This window comes from Sphingobium sp. B2D3A, assembly GCF_025961795.1.
Lineage (GTDB): Bacteria > Pseudomonadota > Alphaproteobacteria > Sphingomonadales > Sphingomonadaceae > Sphingobium.
On record NZ_JAOQOI010000001.1, the window covers coordinates 2,175,912 to 2,198,931 of the forward strand.

Genomic DNA, 23,020 nt, shown 5'->3' on the forward strand with positions numbered 1-23,020 from the left:
GGATCGCTCCGGCGGGCCTCTCTATTTTCTTCCGAAAAGGACCTGATGCTTAGTTCATGTCCTCGGTGGTGAAGTCCTCACCCTGCACCTTGCCGAGCGGATCGTCGCCGATGGCGGCTTCCACGGGCTGGCGCAGCTCGGCCTCATGCTCTTCGGCGGCGGTCTGCGGCGCGACGAGGTGAACCTCGTTGGCGGCCCGCATGGCGGCGCGGAGCGCAGCATCGCGGCTGTTCGCGGCGATCCGCATCCGGTTCATCGAGGAGCCGGTGCCGGCCGGGATCAGACGCCCGACGATCACATTCTCCTTGAGGCCGATCAGCGTGTCCTTCTTGCCCTGAACGGCCGCCTCGGTGAGGACGCGGGTCGTTTCCTGGAAGGAGGCAGCCGAAATGAAGCTGCGGGTCTGCAGCGACGCCTTGGTGATGCCGAGGAGCACGGGCTTGCCGAACGCCGGCTGCTGGCCGGGCGCGAGGCGGGCGTTCACTTCGTCCATTTCCTCGCGATCGACCTGCTCGCCTGCCAGCAGCGTGGTGTCGCCGCCGTCGGTGATCTCGACCTTCTGCAGCATCTGGCGAACGATCACCTCGATGTGCTTGTCGTTGATCTTCACGCCCTGCAGTCGATAGACCTCCTGGATCTCCGCGACCATATATTCCGAAAGCGGCTCGATGCCGAGCACTTCGAGAATGTCGTGGGGATCGGGCGAACCGCCGATCAGGTTGTCGCCACGCTTCACGTAGTCGCCTTCCTGAACGTCGATCACCTTGCTCTTGGGGATCAGATACTCGACCGGCTCGCCGCCATCCTCGGGGAGGATCGCGATCTTGCGCTTGGCCTTATAGTCCTTGAGGAACTGAACGCGGCCCGAGACCCGTGCGATGATCGCATTGTCCTTGGGCTTGCGCGCCTCGAACAGCTCCGCCACGCGCGGCAGACCGCCCGTGATGTCGCGGGTCTTGGCAGCCTCGCGGGAGACACGGGCCAGCACGTCGCCGGCCTGCACCTGCGCACCATCCTCGACCGAGAGCGTCGCGCCCGGCGCCAGAAGGTAACGCGCTGCCTCGCCAGAGGCATCGTCCAGCAGGGTGAGGCGCGGACGCAGATCGTCCTTGGAGCGGGACGGGGCACGATATTCGGTCACCACGCGCTGCGTGATGCCGGTGGCCTCGTCCGCCTGTTCGGTCAGCGTCTTGCCGTCGATCAGGTCCTGATACTTCACGATACCCGGCTTCTCGGTGATCACCGGCTGCGTGAACGGATCCCACTCGGCGATGCGGTCGCCCTGCTTCACCTTGGCGCCATGCTTGAACAGGATGGCGGCACCATAAGGCAGGCGATGGACCGCACGCTCGCGGCCTTCATCGTCGATGATCGCCAGTTCGCCATTGCGGGCCAGCGACAGGTTACGGCCGTGCTTGTCCGTGATGGTCGGCATGTCGCGCAACTCGATCGAACCGTCGGAGACGGCCTCGAGGTTGGACTGCTCGTTGAGCTGGGCGGCACCGCCGATGTGGAAGGTGCGCATCGTCAGCTGCGTGCCCGGCTCACCGATCGACTGGGCGGCGATCACGCCGACAGCCTCACCGATGTTCACCGGCGTACCGCGGGCGAGGTCACGCCCGTAGCACTTGGCGCACACGCCCATCTTGGATTCGCAGATCAGCGGCGAGCGGATCTTGACCGCCTGAACGCCAATGGCCTCGATCTTGGCGACCATCGCCTCGTCCAGCAGCTCGCCCTCGGGGACGATGACCGAGCCATCCTTGCTGTCCACAATGTCCTCGGCCGTGGTGCGGCCGAGCACGCGCTCGCCGAGCGATGCGATCACGCTGCCGCCCTGGATGATGGCCTTCATCTCCAGCGCCTTCTGCGTGCCGCAATCCACCTCGACGATGGTGCAGTCCTGGCTCACGTCGACCAGACGGCGGGTCAGGTAACCCGAGTTCGCCGTCTTGAGCGCCGTGTCGGCCAGACCCTTACGGGCGCCGTGCGTCGAGTTGAAATATTCAAGAACGGTCAGACCTTCCTTGAAGTTCGAGATGATCGGCGTCTCGATGATCTCGCCCGACGGCTTGGCCATCAGGCCGCGCATGCCGGCCAGCTGCTTCATCTGCGCCGGGGAACCACGGGCACCCGAGTGGCTCATCATGTAGATCGAGTTGATCGGCTTCAGGCGGCCCGTATCGGGATCCTGCGGCATCGAGCGAATCTCGTCCATCATGGCGTTGGCCACACGGTCACCGCAGCCCGACCAGGCGTCGATCACCTTGTTGTACTTTTCCTGCTGGGTGATCAGGCCGTCCTGATACTGCTGCTCATAGTCGGCCACCAGCGCCTTGGTCTCATCGACCAGAGCCACCTTGCTGTCCGGAATGATCATGTCGTCCTTGCCGAACGAGATGCCGGCCTGGAACGCGTGGCGGAAACCCAGCGCCATGATGGCGTCGGCAAACAGCACCGTGTCCTTCTGGCCGGTGTGCCGATAGACCTCGTCGATCACGTCGCCCACGTCCTTCTTGGTGAGCAGGCGGTTGACCGCGTCGAACGGCACCTTGTGGCTCTTGGGCAGGCACTCGCCGATCAGCATACGGCCCGGCGTGGTTTCCACGCGGCGCATGTAGGTCTCGCCATTCTCGTCCGTCTGCGGCACGCGGCTGATGATCTTGCTGTGCAGCGTCACCGCCTTGGCGAAGAGGGCCTGGTGGACCTCCTGCATGTCGGCTAGGATCATGCCTTCGCCCGGCTCGCCGGCCAGTTCCATCGACAGATAATAGATACCCAGCACCATGTCCTGCGAGGGCACGATGATCGGCTTGCCGTTGGCGGGCGAGAGGATGTTGTTGGTGGACATCATCAGCACGCGCGCTTCCAACTGGGCCTCAAGGCTCAGCGGAACGTGGACGGCCATCTGGTCACCGTCGAAGTCGGCGTTGAACGCGGCGCAGACCAGCGGGTGGAGCTGGATGGCCTTGCCCTCGATCAGCACGGGCTCGAACGCCTGGATGCCGAGGCGGTGGAGCGTCGGGGCGCGGTTCAGCAGCACGGGGTGCTCGCGGATCACCTCATCGAGGATGTCCCAGACTTCCTTGCGTTCCTTCTCGACCCACTTCTTCGCCTGCTTGAGGGTCATGGAGAGACCCTTGGCGTCGAGGCGGGCGTAGATGAACGGCTTGAACAGCTCGAGCGCCATCTTCTTGGGCAGGCCGCACTGGTGCAGCTTGAGCTCCGGACCGGTCACGATGACCGAACGGCCGGAATAGTCGACGCGCTTGCCGAGCAGGTTCTGGCGGAAGCGGCCCTGCTTGCCCTTGAGCATGTCGGAGAGCGACTTGAGCGGACGCTTGTTGGCGCCGGTGATGACGCGGCCACGACGGCCGTTGTCGAACAGGGCGTCAACGGCTTCCTGCAGCATGCGCTTTTCGTTGCGGACGATGATGTCCGGCGCGCGGAGCTCCATCAGGCGCTTCAAGCGGTTGTTGCGGTTGATGACGCGACGATAGAGATCGTTGAGGTCCGAGGTCGCGAAGCGGCCGCCATCCAGCGGCACCAGCGGGCGCAGTTCCGGCGGAATGACCGGCACCACGTCGAGGATCATCCATTCCGGGCGGTTGCCGGAATCGATGAAGCTTTCCACGACCTTGAGGCGCTTGATGATCTTCTTGGGCTTCAGCTCCGACTTGGTCGTCGCCAGCTCTTCCATCAGCGCCTTCTGCTCACCCTCGAGATCGAGGTCCATGAGCATCTGCTTGACCGCCTCGGCACCGATGCCGGCGGAGAAGGCGTCCTCGCCATATTCGTCCTGGGCTTCGACCAGCTCGTCCTCGTTGAGCAGCTGATACTTCTCCAGCGGGGTGAGGCCCGGCTCGATGACGATGTAGCTCTCGAAGTAGAGGACGCGCTCAAGCTGCTTGAGCTGCATGTCGAGCAGCAGGCCGATGCGCGAAGGCAGCGACTTGAGGAACCAGATGTGGGCAACCGGCGCGGCCAGCTCGATATGGCCCATGCGCTCGCGGCGGACCTTGGAAACGGTCACTTCCACGCCGCACTTTTCGCAGACGATGCCCTTATACTTCATGCGCTTGTACTTGCCGCACAGGCACTCATAGTCCTTGATCGGGCCGAAGATGCGCGCGCAGAACAGGCCGTCACGCTCGGGCTTGAACGTGCGATAGTTGATCGTCTCCGGCTTCTTGATCTCGCCGAAGGACCAGCTGCGGATGCGCTCAGGCGACGCAATGCCGATCTGGATCTGGTCGAAGGTTTCCGGCTTGGCCATCGGATTGGCGAAGGTGGTCAGTTCGTTCATGTCTCAATTCCCTGCAGAGGGCTGAAGTTCGTAAAGGGGCGAAGGGGAGGGGCGCCGCGCGAGCAGCGCCCCTTTTCCCATTATTCCGCCGCCTCGGGCAGTTCGTCGTCGCCATCGCTGTCGGAGAGGTCTTCCAGCGCTGCCAGCTCCACATTGAGGCCGAGCGAGCGCATTTCCTTCACGAGCACGTTGAAGCTTTCCGGAATGCCGGCCTCGAAGGTGTCGTCACCCTTGACGATCGCCTCATAGACCTTGGTACGGCCGACCACGTCGTCGGACTTGACCGTGAGCATTTCCTGCAGCGTGTAAGCTGCACCATAAGCCTGCAGTGCCCAGACCTCCATCTCACCGAAGCGCTGACCACCGAACTGGGCCTTACCGCCCAGCGGCTGCTGGGTGACGAGGCTGTAGGGGCCGATGGAACGGGCGTGGATCTTGTCGTCCACAAGGTGGTGCAGCTTGAGCATGTAGATGATGCCCACCGTCACCTTGCGATCGAACGCGTCACCGGTCCGGCCGTCATAGAGCGTGGACTGGCCCGACGTATCGAGCCCTGCCAGCTGCAGCATGGCCGAAACGTCGGCTTCACGCGCACCGTCGAACACCGGTGTTGCGATCGGAACGCCGGTCACAAGGTTGGAAGCAAGCTCGATGACCTGCTCAGCCGAGCGGGACTTGATCTCGTCCGCATAATCCTCGCCATAGACGGTCAGCAGGCGCTCCTTCACCGCTTCCGGCATTTCACCGCCGGTCGCGTTCGGGTTGGCTTCGCGCCAGTCGCGCAGGGCGTGCTTGATCTGCTGGCCAAGACCGCGTGCGGCCCAACCAAGGTGCGTCTCGAAGATCTGCCCGACGTTCATGCGCGACGGCACGCCCAGCGGGTTGAGCACGATGTCGACCGGGGTGCCATCCTCCAGGAACGGCATGTCCTCGACCGGCAGGATGCGCGAGATGACGCCCTTGTTGCCGTGACGGCCGGCCATCTTGTCGCCCGGCTGCAGCTTGCGCTTCACCGCGACGAACACCTTGACCATCTTGAGCACGCCCGGGGGCAGCTCGTCGCCGCGCTGCAGCTTCTCGACGCGGTCCTCGAACTTCTCGACGATGACCTTCACGGCCTCGTCATACTGCGTCTTGACCGCTTCGAGCTGAGACTGGCGGGCATCGTCCGCAACAGCGAACTTCCACCACTCGTGACGCTCGACCTCGGAGAGCAGCTCCTCGGTGATGTCGACGCCCTTCTTGACGCCCTTGGGCGCTGCCGTGGCCGTCTGGCCGATCAGCATCTCGCGCAGGCGGTTGAAGGTTGCGCGATTGAGGATCGCGCGCTCGTCCTCGCGGTCCTTGGCGAGACGGTCGATTTCCTCGCGCTCGATGGCCATCGCGCGCTCGTCCTTGTCGATGCCATGACGGTTGAACACGCGCACCTCGACGATCGTGCCGGCAACGCCCGGCGGCAGACGGAGCGAGGTGTCGCGCACGTCGCTGGCCTTCTCACCGAAGATGGCGCGGAGGAGCTTTTCTTCCGGCGTCATCGGGCTTTCACCCTTGGGCGTGATCTTGCCGACGAGAATATCGCCAGGCTCCACCTCGGCGCCGATGTAGACAATGCCCGCCTCGTCGAGGTTGCGCAGGGCTTCCTCGCCGACGTTCGGGATGTCGCGGGTGATGTCCTCCGGCCCGAGCTTGGTGTCGCGGGCCATCACCTCGAACTCCTCGATGTGGATCGAGGTGAAGACGTCGTCCTTCACGATCCGCTCGGAGATCAGGATGGAGTCCTCGTAGTTGTAGCCATTCCAGGGCATGAACGCGACGAGGCTGTTGCGGCCCAGGGCCAGTTCGCCCAGCTCGGTCGAGGGACCGTCGGCGATCACGTCGCCGGCCTTCACATGCTCGCCCACCTTCACCAGCGGACGCTGGTTGATGCAGGTATCCTGGTTGGAACGCTGGAACTTCATCAGCGTGTAGATGTCGACGCCCGACTTGCCGGCCTCGATCTCTTCGGTGGCGCGGATCACGATGCGGGTGGCGTCAACCTGATCGACGATGCCCGAGCGCTTGGCCGCGATGGCGGCACCGGAGTCGCGCGCAACCGTTTCTTCCATGCCGGTGCCGACGAACGGCGCCTCGGCCTGAACGAGCGGCACTGCCTGACGCTGCATGTTCGATCCCATGAGCGCGCGGTTGGCGTCATCGTTTTCCAGGAAGGGAATGAGCGATGCGGCAACCGAAACGAGCTGCTTGGGGCTGACGTCCATCAGCGTGATGTGGTCGCGCGGCGCCATCAGGAACTCGCCGGCCTCACGGGCGGAGATGAGATCCTCGGCGAAGGTGCCGTCCGGGTTCACTTCGGCGTTGGCCTGCGCGATCGTGTGCTTGGCCTCTTCCATGGCGGAGAGATACACGACCTCGTCCGTCACTTTATTGTCGATGACCTTGCGATAGGGCGTCTCGATGAAGCCGTACTTGTTGACGCGCGAGAAGCTCGCCAGCGAGTTGATCAGGCCGATGTTCGGGCCTTCCGGCGTCTCAATCGGGCAGATGCGGCCATAATGGGTCGGGTGAACGTCGCGGACCTCGAAGCCGGCGCGCTCACGGGTGAGACCACCCGGGCCCAAGGCCGAAACGCGACGCTTGTGCGTGATTTCGGAGAGCGGGTTGGTCTGGTCCATGAACTGCGAGAGCTGCGAGGAGCCGAAGAACTCGCGCACCGCTGCCACAGCGGGCTTGGCGTTGATGAGGTCGTTCGGCATCACCGTCGAGACGTCGACGCTGGACATGCGCTCCTTCACGGCGCGCTCCATGCGGAGCAGGCCGACGCGATACTGGTTCTCCAGCAGCTCGCCCACCGAACGCACGCGGCGGTTGCCGAGATTGTCGATGTCGTCGATCTCGCCCTTGCCGTCCTTGAGGTTCACCAGTTCCTTGACCACGGCGAGGATGTCCTCGCGGCGCAGCGTCGTGATGGTGTCCTCGGCGTCGAGGCCAAGGCGCATGTTCAGCTTCACGCGGCCCACGGCCGAGAGGTCATAGCGCTCGCCGTCGAAGAACAGGCCTTCGAACAGGGCTTCGGCGGTCTCGCGCGTCGGCGGCTCGCCGGGGCGCATGACGCGGTAGATGTCGGAAAGCGCGTGGTCGCGGTCTTCGGCCTTGTCGACCTTGAGCGTGTTGCGGATCCACGGACCTGTGTTCACATGGTCGATGTCGAGCAGTTCGAGGCGGTCGATACCGGCCGCATCCAGCTTGGCGAGGTTCTCGGGCGAGACCTCGTCGCCGGCTTCGATGTAGATCTCGCCGGTGCTCTCGTTGATGAGGTCATAGGCGCTGTAGCGGCCATAGACTTCCTCGGTCGGGATCACGAGCGCTTCCAGGCCGTCCTTGGCAGCCTTCAGCGCCGCACGCGGGCTGATCTTCTGCCCGGCCGCGAACACCACTTCGCCGGTCTTGGCGTCGATGATGTCGAAGGTGGGCTTGAGGCCGCGCCAGGCGTCCGCCGTATAGGGGATCTGCCAGCCATTCTCGCCGCGCACATAGGTGACCTTGTTGTAGAACTCGCCGAGGATTTCCTCGCTGTTCAGGCCAAGCGCGAAGAGCAGGGCAGTGACCGGCAGCTTGCGCTTGCGGTCGATACGCACGTTCACGATGTCCTTGGCGTCGAACTCGAAGTCGAGCCAGGAGCCGCGATACGGGATCACGCGCGCGGCGAAGAGATACTTGCCGGAGGAGTGGGTCTTGCCACGGTCATGGTCGAACAGGACGCCCGGCGAGCGGTGCATCTGGGACACGATGACGCGCTCTGTACCATTGACGATGAAGGTGCCGTTGCCGGTCATGAGCGGCATGTCGCCCATGTAGACATCCTGCTCCTTGATATCGAGAACCGAGCGGGTCTCGGTGTCCTGATCGACTTCGAAGACAATCAGGCGGAGCGTGACGCGCATCGGCGCGGCGTAGGTGATGCCGCGCTGACGGCATTCCTCGGTGTCGTACTTGGGATCTTCCAGCTCATAGTGGACGAAGTCCAGCTCGGCCGTGCCGGCAAAGTCGCGGATCGGGAAGACGCTGCGCAGCGTCTTCTCAAGGCCGGACACATAGCCGATTGCGGGATTGGACCGCAGGAACTGCTCATAGCTTTCGCGCTGAACCTCGATGAGGTTCGGCATTTCCACGACCTCGTGGATGTTGCCGAACACCTTGCGGATGCGCTTGGTGGCGCTTTCGCCGGGCTTGATGGGGAGAGCCTTGGTTGCCATGCCAGAGATACCTGACCTTCCTGCGTGTTGTGGTCCCGATAATATTTTTCGCATTGCAGCGAAAATTCAGCCTTTTGCTGCGTCTGCGCACCTCGATTCGAGGGCTGCGAGCACGCAAAAAAGTGCGGGCCGGGGCTGTCCGATCCGCACTTGAGCGTCATATGAACCTCGCCGTCACCCCATATGTGATGCATGTCGTGCGCAACGCGTCATGCTTGCCCGGGTAGCGGAAGGCGACTGGCGGGCAGATACCCGACCAATCCGAATGACCAGCGATATAAGGCCATCGCGCGGCATTGCAAGGGGCTTACGGCCCGCTGCAATGCCTTTGCGGCGCCGGTCGGAGACGAACCCAGATCTGCGATCAGGATTCCTTGCGGTAGAACACGCCGCACATCACCCGGCCGCCGCTGTTACCGGTGGGATCGGTGCGCATATCGTCGGCGTCTGCGTGGATCACCAGCGCCGCGCCATCGTCGTCCAGTAGGGTTGCCATGTTGGTGTGCGCCATGAACGTCACCTTGGCCGCGCCGCGTGCGTCAGCCGTGACCATCGGCAGGTCGCCGGCATGGGGGCCTTGCGGGTTCTCGGTGCCGTGCTGCTTGCTTTCGGGGTTGAGATGACCGCCGGCCGATACGAAATCGGGCAGGGTGCATTTGCCGATGGCGTGAATGTGCATCCCGTGCGCGCCCGGCGTCAGCCCGCGTGTCACCTCGACGCTGCCGCGCATATGGCCGTCTTCCGGCACCAGCGTCGCGACACCGGTGCGGTTGCCCTGGCCATCATAGAGGATCGCTTCAGCGAACGGCTCGGGCGTGGGCATCGGCCCCGCCGGGGCCTTGGCGCCGCAGCCCTGCAAGGCCAGGCAGAAGCCGGTGGCGGTGAGGAGGAGGGGGGAAGCAGCAAAATGAGCCATCATGTCTCTCTGTGTTGGGGCGATGCAGTCGGCGTAATCTAGCGTGTTGTCCGGCGAGGTCAAAGCAGGTCAAGCGCCCGTTCCATGGCAAGCGCCGCCCGGCGGGAAGCGGCGCGGAGGTTGGCGTGGAAATCCCCCGCGCTGTCGGGATTGGCGTCGTCCGTCGTCGCCTTGATGCCGCCCCAGGGGAGGCCGCACTGGGCGGCATATTGGGCGAGCGCGCCGGTTTCCATGTCGACGATGTCGGCATCCAGCGCAGCAACGAGGTGGGCCGCATAGGCGCCATCCTCGATGAACGCGTCACCGCTGGCGATGCAAGCATGGGGCAGGGCGCTGCCGGGATCGGGCATGGCCGCATAAGGCGTGACATTTGCCGGCCCCATCGGCCAGGCGCCAGCGGGATAGTGCACGAAGGCATCCGGGCGACGCGCGCCATAATCATGCTGGACGGCGCGGGCGAGCCAGAAGCAATCGCCGGCGAGGGCGCTCAGCTTGCCGGCCGTCCCGAGGATCATCAGCATATCCGCTGCGTGAATCGCATGCAGCCGCGCGGCGGCCGCGGCGATGTTGACCTTGCCGATCCCGGTCGTCGCGATGTGCACCAGATGGCGCCCGGTGTCGACGCGGCGCACCAGCGGCCAGTCGCCGTCCAGCCTGTCCCCCGCATCCGGCAGGAAGGCATCGGCCTCTTCGGGCAGGGCGGCGAGCATCAGGATGCGCATGCGGTTCAATGCCCTTCAAAGGTGATGAGGGAGAGGGGCGTGATGCCCACGTCCCTGAGGCGCGCGGCACCGCCCAGCTCGGGCAGGTCGATGACGAACGCCGCCTGATCGACAATGGCACCTTCGCCCCGCAGCAGGGCAGCGCCGGCGAGCGCGGTCCCGCCGGTCGCCAGCAGATCGTCCACCAGCAGCACCCGTTGCCCCGGCCGCACGGCGCCCTGATGCATCTCGATCCGGTCGGTGCCATATTCGAGCGCATAATCAATGCCGACCGTCGCGCCGGGCAGCTTGCCGGACTTGCGCAGCATCAGCTTGCCCTTGCCGAGCTTGTAGGAAAGGCCGGCCGCGACGATGAACCCGCGCGCCTCGATGCCGGCGATGAGGTCGATCTGCGCCGGATCGACCATTGCCGCGATCCGGTCGATCGTCGCCCGAAAGCCCTCGCCATCCAGCAACAGGGTCGAAACGTCGCGAAACTGGATGCCGGGAAGCGGATAGTCCGGGATGGTCCGTACCAGCGCTTTGAGGTCGTCATTGTTCGTCGTGGTCAGAGAAGATGTCTCGGCCATGATGATGTGTCCCTTCGATAATCCGCTGGCGCAGGCCGCACGTGTCGGCGTAAGGATCGGGCGGCACAGGGCGCCTTGTGTCCCTCACGCTTTACATTGGCGCGACGATATGCTGATCGCAGTCTGTCCCGAAATGGGTCGGTGGGGTCATAATGAGATTGCCTGTTGTCTTTCCAGGGATGGCGTCGCTCGCCTGCCTTCTCGCCGTGAGTCCGGCGGCAGGGCAAGCGGAAACTGCGTTTGCCCGGGCCAGCTCCAGCCTTCTCGATCTCCAGAAGCTCACCAGCCTGCTGCTCCCGCCTGCCTTCGGGCAGGATAATCAGGTGCGGGCGCCGATGCTGATCGCCAATGAGGTGCGGCCCGAGAGCCGGGACCGTCTGGCCCAACCCTCCGCGCGGCCGGAGTCGCGCGACCGCCTCGCGCGGCCGGTGAGCGAATTGCCGGCCTATCGCCCGGAGAGCCGCGATCCCTTGGCGCGCTCCTATGAGGATGTGCGCAAGGCGCGCCCGGAGTTGCTGGACTCTGGTTCAAAGCCGGTGGCTCTGGCGCAGGATGTCGCGCTGGCCGATGAGGGCGCTGCCACGGCGCCTTCCATGAATAGCGCGGATGGGCCACCCGTGCCGATCGCGCTGTCAGCAGTGCCGATGGGCGCCGGGCCGGCCGGACCCACCTTGCAGCGCACGCAGGGCAAGGCCGAGGGCCTCGGTCTGGCGCAATATCTTTCCGCGCCGTGGCAGCAGATCGGCTTCATCGCCGGCCTGGTGCTGCTCGCCAGTCTGCTCTTCTGGCGGCTCGGGATGCGCGGGCGGCAGGGGCCATTGGCCCTGACCGACTATGGACGGGCCGAGCGCTCCGCTGCCCGGGAGGAAGGCGACCGGGCGCGCTACCCGACGCTGCGCGAAGCCATCGAGGCGATGAAGGCCGAGGCTGCCACACGCCGTTGATCGGCCTCCGGGCGCCCATCGATCACGCCTGATCCACGCGACGATCCCTCAAACGCAAAAAAGAAGCGCGCCCGGATCGCTCCGGACGCGCTTCTTTTTGTCGGGCGGGAACGGCCGGGCCGCTCCCCTCCCATCAAGCTTACTTGATCTCGACGGTCGCGCCGGCTTCCTCGAGCTTCTTCTTCAGCTCTTCGGACTCCGCCTTGTTCACGCCTTCCTTCACAGCCTTCGGCGCGCCTTCGACGAGCGCCTTGGCTTCCGTCAGGCCGAGACCGGTGATGGCGCGGACTTCCTTGATGACGTTGATCTTCTTGCCACCGTCGTTGACGAGGATCACGTCGAACTCGGTCTTCTCTTCAGCAGCGGGGGCATCGCCACCGGCGCCACCGGCGGGCGCAGCAACCGCGACTGCGGCAGCAGCGGAAACGCCCCACTTCTCTTCGAGAGCCTTCGACAGCTCGGCAGCTTCGAGAACGGTCAGCGCGGAGAGCTGGTCGACGAGCGAGTTGATATCAGCCATGTAATTCACTCCATTTTCTAGCGGGGCCGGGTCTGGCCCAAGTCAATTGATTGCAACTGTATGCCGGGGAGGCGGCCTGAGGATCAGGCAGCGTCCTTGGTGGCATAAGCGTTGAAGACGCGCGCGAGCTGCGCGGCCGGTTCCTTGGTGACGACTGCGAGCTTGGTCGCCGGGGCCTGAATGAGGCCGATCAGCGTTGCGCGCATCTGGTCGAGCGACGGCATCGAAGCCAGCGCCTTGATGCCATTGGCGTCCAGGAGCGTAGTGCCCATGGCGCCGCCGACAATCTCCAGCTTGTCGTTCGTCTTGGCGAAATCGATCGCGACCTTTGCAGCCGCAACCGGATCGGAAGACGTCGCCAGGCCCACCGGTCCAACCAGCATCTCTTCGATGCTGGCATAATCGGTGTCCTTGATGGCGATCTTGGCAAGGCGGTTCTTCGTTACCTTGTAGGTCGCACCGGCATCCCGCATCTTCTGACGGAGCTGGGTCGACTGGGCCACGCTGAGGCCCAGATTGCGGGTCACGACGACCACGCCCATTTCCTTCAGAGATTCGTGAAGCGCGGAAACGACCTCGGTCTTTTCATTGCGATCCATGCCATTCTCCTCTGCGGCAAGGCCCGGAAGGCCCGGCCGCGTTCACACATGTGCCGCGCACGACCCGAGAGGGGCCGCAAGCGGCGAAGCAGTCCGAGGGGAAGGGTTGACTGGTCCGGCACGAGAGTGCGGACAGACCCGGATTGAGCTGCGCATCGAAGCGGAGCGCCGTCCGGCAAGAACTTTTCCCCGTCTCGGCTGGGCATTAAGATGGGCAGATCCCATCACCAGCTGTCTCGGACGGTGCACCGGGACGGGCCCGGTGAGCGAAGGCCCGATAGGCGGGACGGCCGTGAAAAGCAAGCCGTTTCCAATTCCGGCCACGGCGAGGGGCCGGGGAGGGCGGTGGGCACTCAATTTGTGACCCTTTGGCAACGTCCTTAGGCCATCTGCGCAAAGGTGGTTAAGGCGTGGGAAAAGAAGGTTAAAGCGCTTTAATTCTTTCCGCCGCAGGTTTAGCACGGGTTCATGGAAAGCTTATCGACAGACTCGCTCCGTTGGGCGCGCCGTGAAATTGAACGGCACCGGGCTTTGATCGGTCTGGCCGTGGTGGCCAGCGCCTTGATCGCAGCCGCGCCGCACAATGAGCGCCGGATGTTCACCATCCCCGAGTTCGCCTCGGCGTTCGTCGCCGTGCCCGCGCCGGAAGAGACGTCGCTGCGCTCCGCGATCATGGGCTATCTTCGCGATGGCTGCGCGCCTGAGTTCGTCAATTCCAAGGGTGACCTGACCCAGTTGGTCAATCGCGCCGATTGCGGTCCTGGCCGTTCGCGCAACCAAGGCAGCAGCCCATTCGCGCAGAAGCCGACCGCGACGCCGAACAAGTCGCCGGTTGCGCCGACCGCCTTCTTCGCCGAGCCGGAAGCTGCCGATTTCGTATCGAACCTCAACAGCCCGCTGATCGTGACGCAGCCGACGCTGGAGCCCTCCATGGCCTCCTTCACGCCGCCGACAGGTGGTACGGGCGGTGGCGGCGGGTTCATCCCTGGCATTCCCATTCCCTTGCCCGATTTTGTGCCGCCGGTGTTCGGTTCGGTTCCCGAGCCGTCGACCTGGGCGCTGATGATCGCGGGCTTCGGTCTGGCCGGCACGATGATGCGCCGCCGCAATCCGGTGAAGGTTACCTTCGCCGCCAGCTGATGGCCGGCTTTACACGCGTTTCCCGCTGAAAAGGCCAGTCCGGGGGGACTGGCCTTTTCTTTGCCGATTGCGCGGCGGGATCGGTCTGGCTGGGAAGCCCGGTTCAGTGGATCGTCAAGGTGTCGCCGCTCAGGGTGACGGTGCCGAGTTGCTGGAGCGCATTCTGGCCCATCAGCGAAACCGGCAGGGCGCCATCGACCACGGCGGCGCTGATCTGCTCGATGCGCTTGCCGGCCATTTCCATCCGCTCGATCTTCGCCCAGCGCATCGCGGACGATCCGTTGACGGTGCGCATCTGCGCGCGACCGGGCAGGCTCTCATAAGTCAGGCCGAGCTTGGCCGCGTCGGCGCGATTGAGCACGACGACCGTCGCGCCGGTATCCACCACGAAGCGGATCGAGTGGCCGTTGGCCTTCGCCTCGACATAGAAGAGGCCGTCGGCATGGCGCTGCACGGTATTGGCAGGCAGGTGGATGGCCGAGGCGTCCAGGACTGCGGCCTCCGGCACGGCGATGTTTGCGGCGGCTTCCTTCTGGATGTTCTGGTGATCCGTGAACGGGTTGCTCAGGGCGACGGCAATGGATGCCATTGCCGCCATGATGCTACCGAATTCGAGATGGATGCCGATCATGCCGCATCATCACCCCGACTCACCCAAGAAGCGGTTTCGAGATTGAGTTAGCGCGGCATTAAGAAAGGGCGGTCAGGCGGGCGCCTGTGCCGTGCGGGAGGCCTCGATTTCGTCCTCCATCCGCTGCTTCACCTGGCGGCGGCGGCGGCCGAAGATGAAGGCGGCAAGGCCGGAGATCAGGGCTGAAATTCCGAATTCGGCGGCAAGGACGTTGTAGCGCCAGGTCAGCTTGTCGAGCCCACTGAACAGTACGAAATTATCGTCCTCGACGTCATAGCCGGCGTGCCGATACAGGTTGACGATCTCGCCTGGCAGGGCCTCGCGCCGCAGAACACCGTCGAGATAGGGCGTGAAGACGAGGTGCGAGAGGCGGAACCGCCAGACGCGCACCAGGTCCTCATCCTTGGGGAAGGTGATGGGATGATAGCCTTCCGGCACATCGTTGCGCCGCACCTCGACAAAGTAGCGCAGCGGCGAGCGGTCGTCCGGCCCGGAGCGAACCGGCGCGAAATAGAGCGAGCGCTTGACCAGCAGCAGATCCTCATTGAACTGCGCCGTCTCGCGCAGATCGATGCTGCCGGTGATGACGGCGCGGCCTTCCACCGGCGCGATCGCATCGGGCGACCCGACGACGATGCTGCGCGGGGTGCCTTCATCGGACGGCAACTGCAGCCGCAGGATCAGCACAATGACCGCCGCAAGCAGACTGCCAACGCAAACGCCGGCAAAAAAGCCCTGGAGGCGGGCAAGCCGCCCCTTCACGATGCGCAGATCGTCCTGCCGGGCAGGGCCGAAGGATTCGGTGCGGCGCTGGCGGGTGCGCAGCAGCCACACGGCGGCAATCAGCGGCGCAGAGAACAGCGCCGTCACCGCGACGAAGGTGAGGGTGGGCCAGTAACGATCGAAATGAAGAAACTGCCATTCGGCCAGTCGCGCGATCAACCCGCGATAATCGAGCGCCTGAAAGAGGAAGAACAGGCTGACAAGAGCGATCCAGAAGCCGAGAAGGCGAACCGCCAGATTGAGCTGTTTCGACACCCGGTCATAGGCATCCTGTCCAGCAGTTGGATGTCGCTTCTTCACCCCAATTTCCCTGTTTTTCATCTGAGTTCTATCGTCGCGTGCCTCGCCAAGCAATGCCATCGCAGGGTTAACAGGCGCTTTACGAAAAAACGCCTAATCAGATCGCCAATTCAGATCACAACATCGGGCAATAAAAAAGCCCCGCCGCGGTGGATACCGGGCGGGGCGTTTTTAGAATTGGGTGAGATCAGGCCGAGGCGACCTGAGCCACGTCCACCTTCACGCCCGGGCCCATCGAGGACGACAGAGCGATCTTGCGGACATACTTGCCCTTCGAGCCCGAGGGCTTGGCCTTCACAATGGCATCGACGAAGGCGTCGAAGTTCTTGCGCAGGTCGGCTTCGGTGAAGCTGGCCTTGCCGAGACCGGCGTGGATGATGCCGGCCTTCTCGACGCGGAACTCGATCTGGCCGCCCTTGGCAGCCTTCACGGCTTCAGCGACGTTCGGCGTGACGGTGCCGAGCTTCGGGTTCGGCATCAGGCCCTTGGGACCCAGCACCTTACCGAGGCGACCGACCAGGCCCATCATGTCGGGCGTCGCGATCACGCGGTCGAAGTCGAAATTGCCGTTCTGGATGTGCTCGAGCAGATCCTCGGCACCCACGATCTCGGCGCCGGCTGCCTTGGCGGCATCAGCCTTGTCGGCGCGGGCGAAGACGGCAACGCGCACGTCCTTGCCGGTGCCGGCGGGCAGGGTGACGACGCCACGGACCATCTGGTCGGCGTGACGCGGGTCGACGCCCAGGTTCATCGCGACTTCAACGGTCTCGTCGAACTTGGCGGTGGCGTTCTTCTTGATGAGCGCGATGGCTTCATCGACGCCGTGCAGCTTGTTCGCATCGACTGCGGCGGCCATTGCCTTGGCCTTCTTGGTCAGCTTTGCCATGTTCTTAGCCCTCCACCACGGTCAGGCCCATCGCGCGGGCGCTGCCTTCGATGATCTTCGTCGCGGCCTCGATGTCGTTGGCATTGAGGTCGACCATCTTCGCTTCGGCGATCTCGGCGAGCTGGGCACGCGTGATCTTGCCGGCGGAGACCTTGCCGGGCTCCTTGGAGCCGGACTTGAGGTTCACGGCCTGCTTGATGAGATAGGTTGCCGGCGGCTTCTTGGTGATGAAGGAGAAGCTGCGGTCAGCGTAAACGGTGATGACCGTGGGCAGGGGCGTACCCTTCTGCTCCTTCTCGGTCGCCGCGTTGAACGCCTTGCAGAATTCCATGATGTTCACGCCGCGCTGACCCAGAGCAGGGCCGATCGGCGGCGAGGGGTTGGCGGCTCCAGCGGGCACCTGAAGCTTGATATAGCCCGTGATTTTCTTGGCCATTACACTCACTCTGTAGAAGGCGGGGCCAATGGCGCCGCCCGGTTCAAGCTTAGCGGTCAAACGGCTGACCCTGAGGGGTCGTCCTCCCGCAATGGGCTTCCATCGGGCCTGCAAGACCGTCCGGAAGCCGGCGCCTATAGCGGTGACTGGTGCAAAAGGAAAGAGCGGTCTTCTCGATTCACTTCTGCCCGGCGGTGCGCCGCGCCAGCGCATGAAGCTCCGCCTGGGAGAGCAGCAGGGCGAGGTCTTCTCGGCTGATGTCGAAACTCTCGTCCATATCCTCCAGCGCCTTGTCGATATCCTCGCTGTGCAGCCCTGAAGCCTCCCGCATCTGCGCGCTCTTGATTGCGGGCGCAGCCGGCTGATGCGGATAGCTGTGACCGGTCATGCGATGGAAGAACATGGCGAGCGACACCAGCGCGATGGAATTGAGCCCAACGGGCGCGAAGGCGAAGGCATAGCCGGCATCGTGAATGCCCTGGCTGCCAATCACGGCGGTCAGCGCCGCCGCGCCGCCGGGCGGGTGCAGGCAGCGGCAGAGCGACATCACGAGGATCGCGCCGCCGACAGCCACCCCGGCCGCCAGCGCCATTGGCGGGATCCAGCGGGCCGCCGCCACGCCCACCAGTGCCGAGAGAATGTTACCGCCCACCACGGACCAGGGCTGGGCGAGCGGACTCGTCGGCACCGCAAAGACCAGCACCGCCGAAGCGCCTATGGGCGCGACGATGATCGGCAGATCGGCGTAAGCGATCGGGAATTGCAGGCAGAGCACGATCGTCAGCCCGATCCCCGCCGTCGCACCGATCACCGCCAACAAGCGCGGCATCAGCCGGGCACCGGCGAGGATCGGTTTGAAGAGGCGCTCTGTGGTCATGGTTTCGTAGCACTGGCTCAGGAGAGAGGCGCGCTATTGGCGCGGCTTCACCCAGAAGACCAGCGAGCATTTCCCCTTGCCGATCAAGCCGGGCTTTTAGGTCGTCGCGCCGCCGCTCATTCCGCCGGCGCGGGCTGTGCCATGTTGAGCACGTCTGCTGGTGCTTTGCGGCGCTTCACGATCATGCCGATGCCGAGCGCGCACAGTGCCAGAACGGCAGGGCACAGCGCCAGAATGGCAAAGCTGCGGACGATCGGCAGGCCGCTCGCCAGCACGAACGCGCCGATGATCGGCCCTGCAATGCCGCCGATCTTGGCTACGGATGTTGCCCAGCCGGCACCGTTCGCCCGGATTGCGGAGGGATAGAAGACGCCGGCAATCGACAGAATGCCGAAATGCGCGCCGCCCACGAAGCTGGTCGCGGCGACCGAGACGATCAGGAAGAGCGTCGGCTCCATCGGCACCAGGCCGACAAGCAGCAGCAGCGGGAAGGCGACGGCCGGATAGACCGCGACCGCGAGCGGCCCCTTGCCATCGGTAAAGCGCATCAGCAGCAGGCCCAGCACCGCCCCGGCGATGCCGCCGATTGACGAGACATAGGCCGCCGTCTCCCGCGAGAATTTGAGATCCTCATAGACGATCGGGCCCCAATTGGCCTTGAAATACACGGCCAGCGTGCTGGCGATGTAGGCCAGCCAGAGCAGCGGCGTCAGCCATTTGAGGTCGCCCTTGAACAGCTTGGCGGCAGTGAAATTGCTGGTGTCCTGCTTCTCGTCGCTGAGCACGAAACGGTCCTGCGCGGTCGCGCCGAGCGTGGGATCGACCTTGTTCAGCGTCTTGGCGATCAGGTCCGGCTTGAGGTTCTTGCTGGCGAGGAAGCGCACCGATTCCGGCAGCCAGAACAGCAGGGCAAAGGCGCAGACGATCGTGCCGAGGCCCCCGAAGACGAACACGCCCTCCCAGCCATAGGTGGGCGCGAGCCACACGGTCACCGGCCCGGCCAGCGAGGAGCCGAGACTGTAGCCGACCATGATCACCGTCACCACGGTCGAGCGGTATTTGGTGGGCACATATTCGATGTTGAGCGCCCAGGCGAGCGGCAGCATGCCGCCAATGGCAAAGCCATCGAGGAAGCGCAGGATGAGAAGGGCTTCATAGCTCTGCGCCAGCGCGGTGGCGGTCGTCAAAATACCGAATGCGAACGCCGCGCCGATGATCGTCTGTCGCCGCCCGATCCTGTCGCCAATGTATGCGAAGGCAAAACCGCCGACCATCATGCCGAACAGACCGGCGGAAAATACATTGCCCAGCTGGTGCGTGGAGAGGCTCAGCTCATCGCGCATCCAGGGCGCGGTGAAGCTGATCAGCATCATGTCGAACCCGTCGAACACCGTGATCAACCAGGAGAGGACGATCAGCCGGAAATTGAACGGGCCGAGCTTCCGCTCATTGATGAACGTGGCGATATCGATCGAGCGGGGCGCGCTGGCCATGCTGGCTGTCCTCTCCGGCTGTGCCTCGAATCGTTCGTAAGGCAACTATTCTTTTAATGGTTAGCAATCTATCGGGCGGCGGCAAGCGATACCTGCGGCGCCGCCCGGTTCAGATATCGGTCGAAAGTACGAAACCACGCAAGGCGCGGGCATCGTGCAGCGCATTATGCGGCACCTGGCTGTTGCGCGCACTGCTGAACCCGGCGGCGTTGACCAGCTCGAAGCGGAGGCCGCGCACATCGATCATCTCGCCGGGGCCTGTCATCAGCAGCGTTGCGAAATGCGCGATGTCCTCCGGCCAGTCGGCGACGATCATCGGCTCATTGTCGCCGGCGAGATAAGTGGCGACCAGCTCGGACGCATTGGCCCGCTCCACGGCATAATCCAGCCCGGTCGGCACATGGCGCAGATAAGGGATCACATTATGCTCGACCCAGGGGTGGAGCGGTTCGGGAAGCGGCAGGAGCGAGAGATACAGCTCCTGATCGCCATATTCGGGCACCAGGGCCAGGCTGATCAGGGCGCCGCCAAAACCATTATATTCGGTATCGAGAAAGTAACGCATGAAGCTCCGGGGATTGGATTGGGGGGAGAGTCGCGCGGAGGCATACAGTGCCGGGACCGTTTGCGCGATGCCTCCGGGTCTGCCAGAGGGACGGCTCGGTTGAAAGGAACGATATGAAGCCCCGCGAACATCTCGGCACGGCAAAGGTGCCCGGCGGCGAGGATCTGCGCCTGTTCCGGCGCGGCGATGATTTCATGATCGTGCTCGATCGCAACGAACTGATGAACAGCCGGATGAGCGGATCGGAAAAGGCGCTGGCGCTGATGACGCTGGAGCGGCTGCCGTCCCGCGCGGGGCGGCACCTGCTGATCGGTGGCTATGGCATGGGCTTCACGCTGCGCGCGGCGCTGGGCGCGCTCGATGCGCAGGCGAAGGTCACGGTGGCCGAGCTGGTGCCGGAGATCATCGAATGGGCGCGGGGGCCGATGGCCGAATTGGCGGCCGGCTGCCTGGATGATCCGCGCGTGGATCTCGTTCACAGCGACGTCGCGGAACTGATCGAGGACGGGCAGGGGCACTACGATGCCATCTTGCTCGACGTCGATAACGGCCCCGACGGCCTCACCGTGCCGGCCAATGACCGGCTTTATTCGGCGCGCGGCCTCTCCCAGGCGATGCGGGCGCTCAAGCCCGGCGGCATTCTCGCCGTCTGGTCCGCCGGCTCGGACGAAGCCTTCACCCGCCGGCTGAAGAGCGCCGGGTTCATCGTCGACGAGGTGGCGGTGAAGGCGCGGGAGAACGGCAAGGGGCCGCGCCACGTCATCTGGTTTGCCCAGCGACGCGGCTAGGCCGCACGAACTAGCCCCTCATTGCCGCACGGCGTCGTCCTGCCAATCCTCATTGCCGCGCGCGATGAGGTAAGCGTGGATCGCCTCCGCCTGCGCCTTGTCCAGCACGCCCTTGAAGCTGGCCATGCCCAGATCGGCCTTGGTGCCCTCCAGCACGATATCGAGGAAGTGCGCGCGGGTATCGGGCGTCATGTAGCGCAGATCCTTGAGTCCACCGCGCGCATTCTCGCCATGGCAGCGGGCGCAGGTGTCGCCATAAAGCTGGGCGCCCTGCCGCACCTGCGCTTCGGTGGCGCGGAGGAAGGGCGGGCGGGGCAGGGCCGTCGGCGCCGGCAGGGGCGGGAGCGTCACGCCCTTGGCATCCAGCCTGAACACCAGCAGTCGCGCCGGTGACACCCGGAAGCCGCCGGGAATCTTGCTCAGCCCAGCCACGATCGATCCGCCCCAGCCGACATTCACTGCGACATATTGCACGCCGTCGATGGCGTAAGTGACGGGCCCGCCGATGGCGACATTGTCGACATTCATGTCCCAGAGCTTCTGCCCGGTGTCGGCGCGATACGCCGCGAAGGTCTTCTCGATGGTGCCCTGAAAGACGAGGTTGCCCGCCGTTGCCAGCGTGCCACCCGAACCCGGGAGCGAATAGGGCACGCGCCAGGCTTCCATCTGCGTCACCGGATTCCAGGCGAGCAGATAGCCTTTCTCCATGGCATCCGCCTCTGCCTGCAACGCCTTGCGCTGCGCGGCCCATTCCGGCGTGGCGCCGGCATAATCGAAGCCGGCATTGTTGCGGAACGGCACGAAGGTAAAATCCTCGTCCCGCTGCCGGGCATAGACGATGGATTGTTCCATGGCCGGGAAATAGACCAGCCCGGTCTTCGGGCTGAACGACATGGGGTGCCAGCTATGCGCGGCGAGCAGGCTCGGCGTGATGCGCTGGGGCGTCGTTGTCAGATGCACGCCCGGATACAGCACCGGCCGCCCGGTCTTCATGTCGATATGGCTGGCCCAGTTGCTCGGCACGAATTTCTCGGCCGAGAGCAATTCCCCGGTCTTGCGGTCGAGCACATAGAAAAAGCCGTTCTTGGGCGCCTGCATGATGACCGGGCGGGTCTTGCCTTTGATCTTCAGGTCCGCGAGCATCATCGGCTGGGTGCAGGTAAAGTCCCAGTCTTCCTCCGGCACCGCCTGATAATGCCAGCGATAGGCGCCAGTGTCGGCATCCACCGCCAGGATGGAGCACAGGAACAGGTTGTCGCCCTTGCCCGCGCTGCGGAAATGCCAGCTGATCGGCGATCCATTGCCTGTGCCGATATAGACGAGGTTGAGCGCCGGATCGTAGACGAAGCTGTCCCACGCCGTGCCGCCGCCGCCATATTGCCACCATTTTCCGTGCCAGGTCGGCAGGGCGATCTTCATCGCCGCGTCCGAGGCTTCGCCGTCGGGGCCATCGGCCGGGTTTCCGGGTACGGTGTAGAACTTCCACAGCCGCTTACCCGTCTCCGCATCCCAGGCGCTGACGAAACCGCGCACGCCATAGTCGGCGCCGCCATGGCCGATCACCACCTTGCCATCGAACACGCGCGGCGCGCCGGTGATGGAATAGGGGTGCGCGCGATCGAAGGTCTGCACCGTCCAGACTTCCTTGCCGGTCCGCGCATCTACGGCGATCAGCCGGCCGTCGAGCGCGGCGATGTAGATCTTGCCATTCCACGCGGCAATGCCACGGGTCGAGGGACCGCAACAGGCCAGTCGCGCCCACTGCCGCTCGACCTGCGGATCATAGGTCCACAGCTTGCGGCCGGTCCGTCCATCATAGGCCGTCACGATGTTGAAGGCGGAGGCGTTGTAGATCACGCCATCGACCACCAGCGGTGTCGCCTGCACGCCGCGATAGGTGTTTAAATCATCGTACCAGGCCAGTCCCAGCCCTTGGACGGTCTTGTCGTTGATCTGCGTGAGCGGCGAATAACGCTGCTCGTCATAGCTGCGTCCATAGGCCATCCAACTGCCGGCGCTGGCGGGTGCGTCTGGCGCCCGCATCCGCTCGCTGGTGACATGGGCTGGCTGCATTCCGCCTGATCGGGCGTCCTGCCCCGCGAGGAGCAGCGGCGCCGTTATCAGCGCCATGCCTGCGATCCACGATCTCCTGCTCCCTGCCACGACCATTCCCTCCCGATGCGGCACCGTTGCGGTGCTCGCGCAATCTAGGGATCATTCGCCGCGCCAACGCAATCGCCCTGCGCGATGGTCAGGTTGGATGAGGTGGAAGAACGGCTGAAGACCGGCGCA

18 protein-coding genes are annotated in these 23,020 nt (G+C 64.4%); 3 read left to right on the forward strand and 15 right to left on the reverse strand.

The window, feature by feature from the left end:
- Positions 1-49: 49 nt before the first annotated feature.
- The 5 genes from rpoC to M2337_RS10150 all read right to left on the reverse strand — a co-directional run bounded on the left by rpoC (position 50) and on the right by M2337_RS10150 (position 10,766).
- Entirely contained in the window at positions 50-4,306 is a 4,257-nt protein-coding gene (gene rpoC / locus M2337_RS10130) for a DNA-directed RNA polymerase subunit beta' (protein WP_181559466.1), read from the reverse strand.
- A gap of 80 nt (positions 4,307-4,386) precedes the next feature.
- Positions 4,387-8,559 (reverse strand): DNA-directed RNA polymerase subunit beta, encoded by a 4,173-nt coding sequence (rpoB, locus tag M2337_RS10135; RefSeq protein ID WP_181559467.1) that lies wholly within the window; start codon positions 8,557-8,559, stop codon positions 4,387-4,389.
- Positions 8,560-8,923: 364 nt separating this feature from the next.
- On the reverse strand, positions 8,924-9,478 hold the full coding sequence (locus M2337_RS10140; RefSeq protein WP_264588595.1) for a superoxide dismutase family protein: 555 nt from the start codon (positions 9,476-9,478) through the stop codon (positions 8,924-8,926).
- A gap of 56 nt (positions 9,479-9,534) precedes the next feature.
- Positions 9,535-10,197 carry a purine phosphorylase gene (locus M2337_RS10145; protein ID WP_264570130.1) on the reverse strand — a complete coding sequence of 221 codons (663 nt, stop codon included), beginning with the start codon at positions 10,195-10,197 and terminating at the stop codon, positions 9,535-9,537.
- A 5-nt stretch (positions 10,198-10,202) separates the two neighbouring features.
- Entirely contained in the window at positions 10,203-10,766 is a 564-nt protein-coding gene (locus M2337_RS10150; protein ID WP_264570131.1) for an adenine phosphoribosyltransferase, read from the reverse strand.
- Positions 10,767-10,918: 152 nt separating this feature from the next.
- Between M2337_RS10150 and M2337_RS10155 the strand changes: the two genes are divergently transcribed.
- Positions 10,919-11,710, forward strand: a complete 792-nt coding sequence (locus tag M2337_RS10155) for a hypothetical protein (protein ID WP_264570132.1) — start codon at positions 10,919-10,921, stop codon at positions 11,708-11,710.
- 139 nt (positions 11,711-11,849) lie between these two features.
- Here the strand turns inward: M2337_RS10155 and rplL are convergent, their stop codons facing one another.
- Positions 11,850-12,230, reverse strand: a complete 381-nt coding sequence (gene rplL, locus M2337_RS10160) for a 50S ribosomal protein L7/L12 (protein WP_181559472.1) — start codon at positions 12,228-12,230, stop codon at positions 11,850-11,852.
- Between the two features lie 83 nt (positions 12,231-12,313).
- Positions 12,314-12,829 carry a 50S ribosomal protein L10 gene (rplJ, locus tag M2337_RS10165; protein WP_181559473.1) on the reverse strand — a complete coding sequence of 172 codons (516 nt, stop codon included), beginning with the start codon at positions 12,827-12,829 and terminating at the stop codon, positions 12,314-12,316.
- Positions 12,830-13,360: 531 nt separating this feature from the next.
- Between rplJ and M2337_RS10170 the strand changes: the two genes are divergently transcribed.
- Entirely contained in the window at positions 13,361-13,969 is a 609-nt protein-coding gene (locus tag M2337_RS10170; protein WP_264570133.1) for a PEPxxWA-CTERM sorting domain-containing protein, read from the forward strand.
- A gap of 103 nt (positions 13,970-14,072) precedes the next feature.
- On the opposite strand, the gene M2337_RS10175 is transcribed toward M2337_RS10170, so the two are convergent.
- The 7 genes from M2337_RS10175 to M2337_RS10205 all read right to left on the reverse strand — a co-directional run bounded on the left by M2337_RS10175 (position 14,073) and on the right by M2337_RS10205 (position 19,940).
- Positions 14,073-14,600, reverse strand: coding sequence for a TIGR02281 family clan AA aspartic protease (locus tag M2337_RS10175; RefSeq protein ID WP_264570134.1), 528 nt, complete (start codon positions 14,598-14,600; stop codon positions 14,073-14,075).
- 72 nt (positions 14,601-14,672) lie between these two features.
- A complete protein-coding gene (locus tag M2337_RS10180; protein WP_264570135.1) occupies positions 14,673-15,683 on the reverse strand; it encodes a hypothetical protein in 1,011 nt (336 codons plus the stop codon).
- A 187-nt stretch (positions 15,684-15,870) separates the two neighbouring features.
- Entirely contained in the window at positions 15,871-16,569 is a 699-nt protein-coding gene (gene rplA / locus M2337_RS10185) for a 50S ribosomal protein L1 (protein WP_181559477.1), read from the reverse strand.
- Between the two features lie 4 nt (positions 16,570-16,573).
- Positions 16,574-17,005, reverse strand: a complete 432-nt coding sequence (gene rplK / locus M2337_RS10190) for a 50S ribosomal protein L11 (protein WP_264570136.1) — start codon at positions 17,003-17,005, stop codon at positions 16,574-16,576.
- A 178-nt stretch (positions 17,006-17,183) separates the two neighbouring features.
- On the reverse strand, positions 17,184-17,882 hold the full coding sequence (locus M2337_RS10195) for an HPP family protein (RefSeq protein ID WP_264570137.1): 699 nt from the start codon (positions 17,880-17,882) through the stop codon (positions 17,184-17,186).
- A gap of 116 nt (positions 17,883-17,998) precedes the next feature.
- Positions 17,999-19,375: an MFS transporter gene (locus M2337_RS10200; protein ID WP_181559480.1), complete on the reverse strand. Its 1,377-nt coding sequence runs from the start codon at positions 19,373-19,375 to the stop codon at positions 17,999-18,001.
- Positions 19,376-19,484: 109 nt separating this feature from the next.
- Positions 19,485-19,940, reverse strand: coding sequence for a hypothetical protein (locus M2337_RS10205; protein ID WP_181559481.1), 456 nt, complete (start codon positions 19,938-19,940; stop codon positions 19,485-19,487).
- A gap of 113 nt (positions 19,941-20,053) precedes the next feature.
- Here M2337_RS10205 and M2337_RS10210 point away from each other — a divergent pair, with 113 nt between their 5' ends.
- Positions 20,054-20,728, forward strand: a complete 675-nt coding sequence (locus M2337_RS10210; RefSeq protein WP_181559482.1) for a spermidine synthase — start codon at positions 20,054-20,056, stop codon at positions 20,726-20,728.
- A gap of 18 nt (positions 20,729-20,746) precedes the next feature.
- On the opposite strand, the gene M2337_RS10215 is transcribed toward M2337_RS10210, so the two are convergent.
- Positions 20,747-22,858, reverse strand: a complete 2,112-nt coding sequence (locus tag M2337_RS10215) for a PQQ-dependent dehydrogenase, methanol/ethanol family (RefSeq protein WP_264570138.1) — start codon at positions 22,856-22,858, stop codon at positions 20,747-20,749.
- Between the last annotated feature and the right edge of the window lie 162 nt (positions 22,859-23,020).

Coding starts and splice junctions, on each gene's coding strand:
- rpoC (WP_181559466.1), bottom strand. CDS start 4,306: ATGAACGAACTGACCACCTTCGCCAATCCGATGGCCAAGCCGGAAACC.
- rpoB (WP_181559467.1), bottom strand. CDS start 8,559: ATGGCAACCAAGGCTCTCCCCATCAAGCCCGGCGAAAGCGCCACCAAG.
- M2337_RS10140 (WP_264588595.1), bottom strand. CDS start 9,478: ATGATGGCTCATTTTGCTGCTTCCCCCCTCCTCCTCACCGCCACCGGC.
- M2337_RS10145 (WP_264570130.1), bottom strand. CDS start 10,197: ATGCGCATCCTGATGCTCGCCGCCCTGCCCGAAGAGGCCGATGCCTTC.
- M2337_RS10150 (WP_264570131.1), bottom strand. CDS start 10,766: ATGGCCGAGACATCTTCTCTGACCACGACGAACAATGACGACCTCAAA.
- M2337_RS10155 (WP_264570132.1), top strand. CDS start 10,919: ATGAGATTGCCTGTTGTCTTTCCAGGGATGGCGTCGCTCGCCTGCCTT.
- rplL (WP_181559472.1), bottom strand. CDS start 12,230: ATGGCTGATATCAACTCGCTCGTCGACCAGCTCTCCGCGCTGACCGTT.
- rplJ (WP_181559473.1), bottom strand. CDS start 12,829: ATGGATCGCAATGAAAAGACCGAGGTCGTTTCCGCGCTTCACGAATCT.
- M2337_RS10175 (WP_264570134.1), bottom strand. CDS start 14,600: ATGATCGGCATCCATCTCGAATTCGGTAGCATCATGGCGGCAATGGCA.
- rplA (WP_181559477.1), bottom strand. CDS start 16,569: ATGGCAAAGCTGACCAAGAAGGCCAAGGCAATGGCCGCCGCAGTCGAT.
- rplK (WP_264570136.1), bottom strand. CDS start 17,005: ATGGCCAAGAAAATCACGGGCTATATCAAGCTTCAGGTGCCCGCTGGA.
- M2337_RS10195 (WP_264570137.1), bottom strand. CDS start 17,882: ATGACCACAGAGCGCCTCTTCAAACCGATCCTCGCCGGTGCCCGGCTG.
- M2337_RS10200 (WP_181559480.1), bottom strand. CDS start 19,375: ATGGCCAGCGCGCCCCGCTCGATCGATATCGCCACGTTCATCAATGAG.
- M2337_RS10205 (WP_181559481.1), bottom strand. CDS start 19,940: ATGCGTTACTTTCTCGATACCGAATATAATGGTTTTGGCGGCGCCCTG.
- M2337_RS10210 (WP_181559482.1), top strand. CDS start 20,054: ATGAAGCCCCGCGAACATCTCGGCACGGCAAAGGTGCCCGGCGGCGAG.
- M2337_RS10215 (WP_264570138.1), bottom strand. CDS start 22,858: ATGGCGCTGATAACGGCGCCGCTGCTCCTCGCGGGGCAGGACGCCCGA.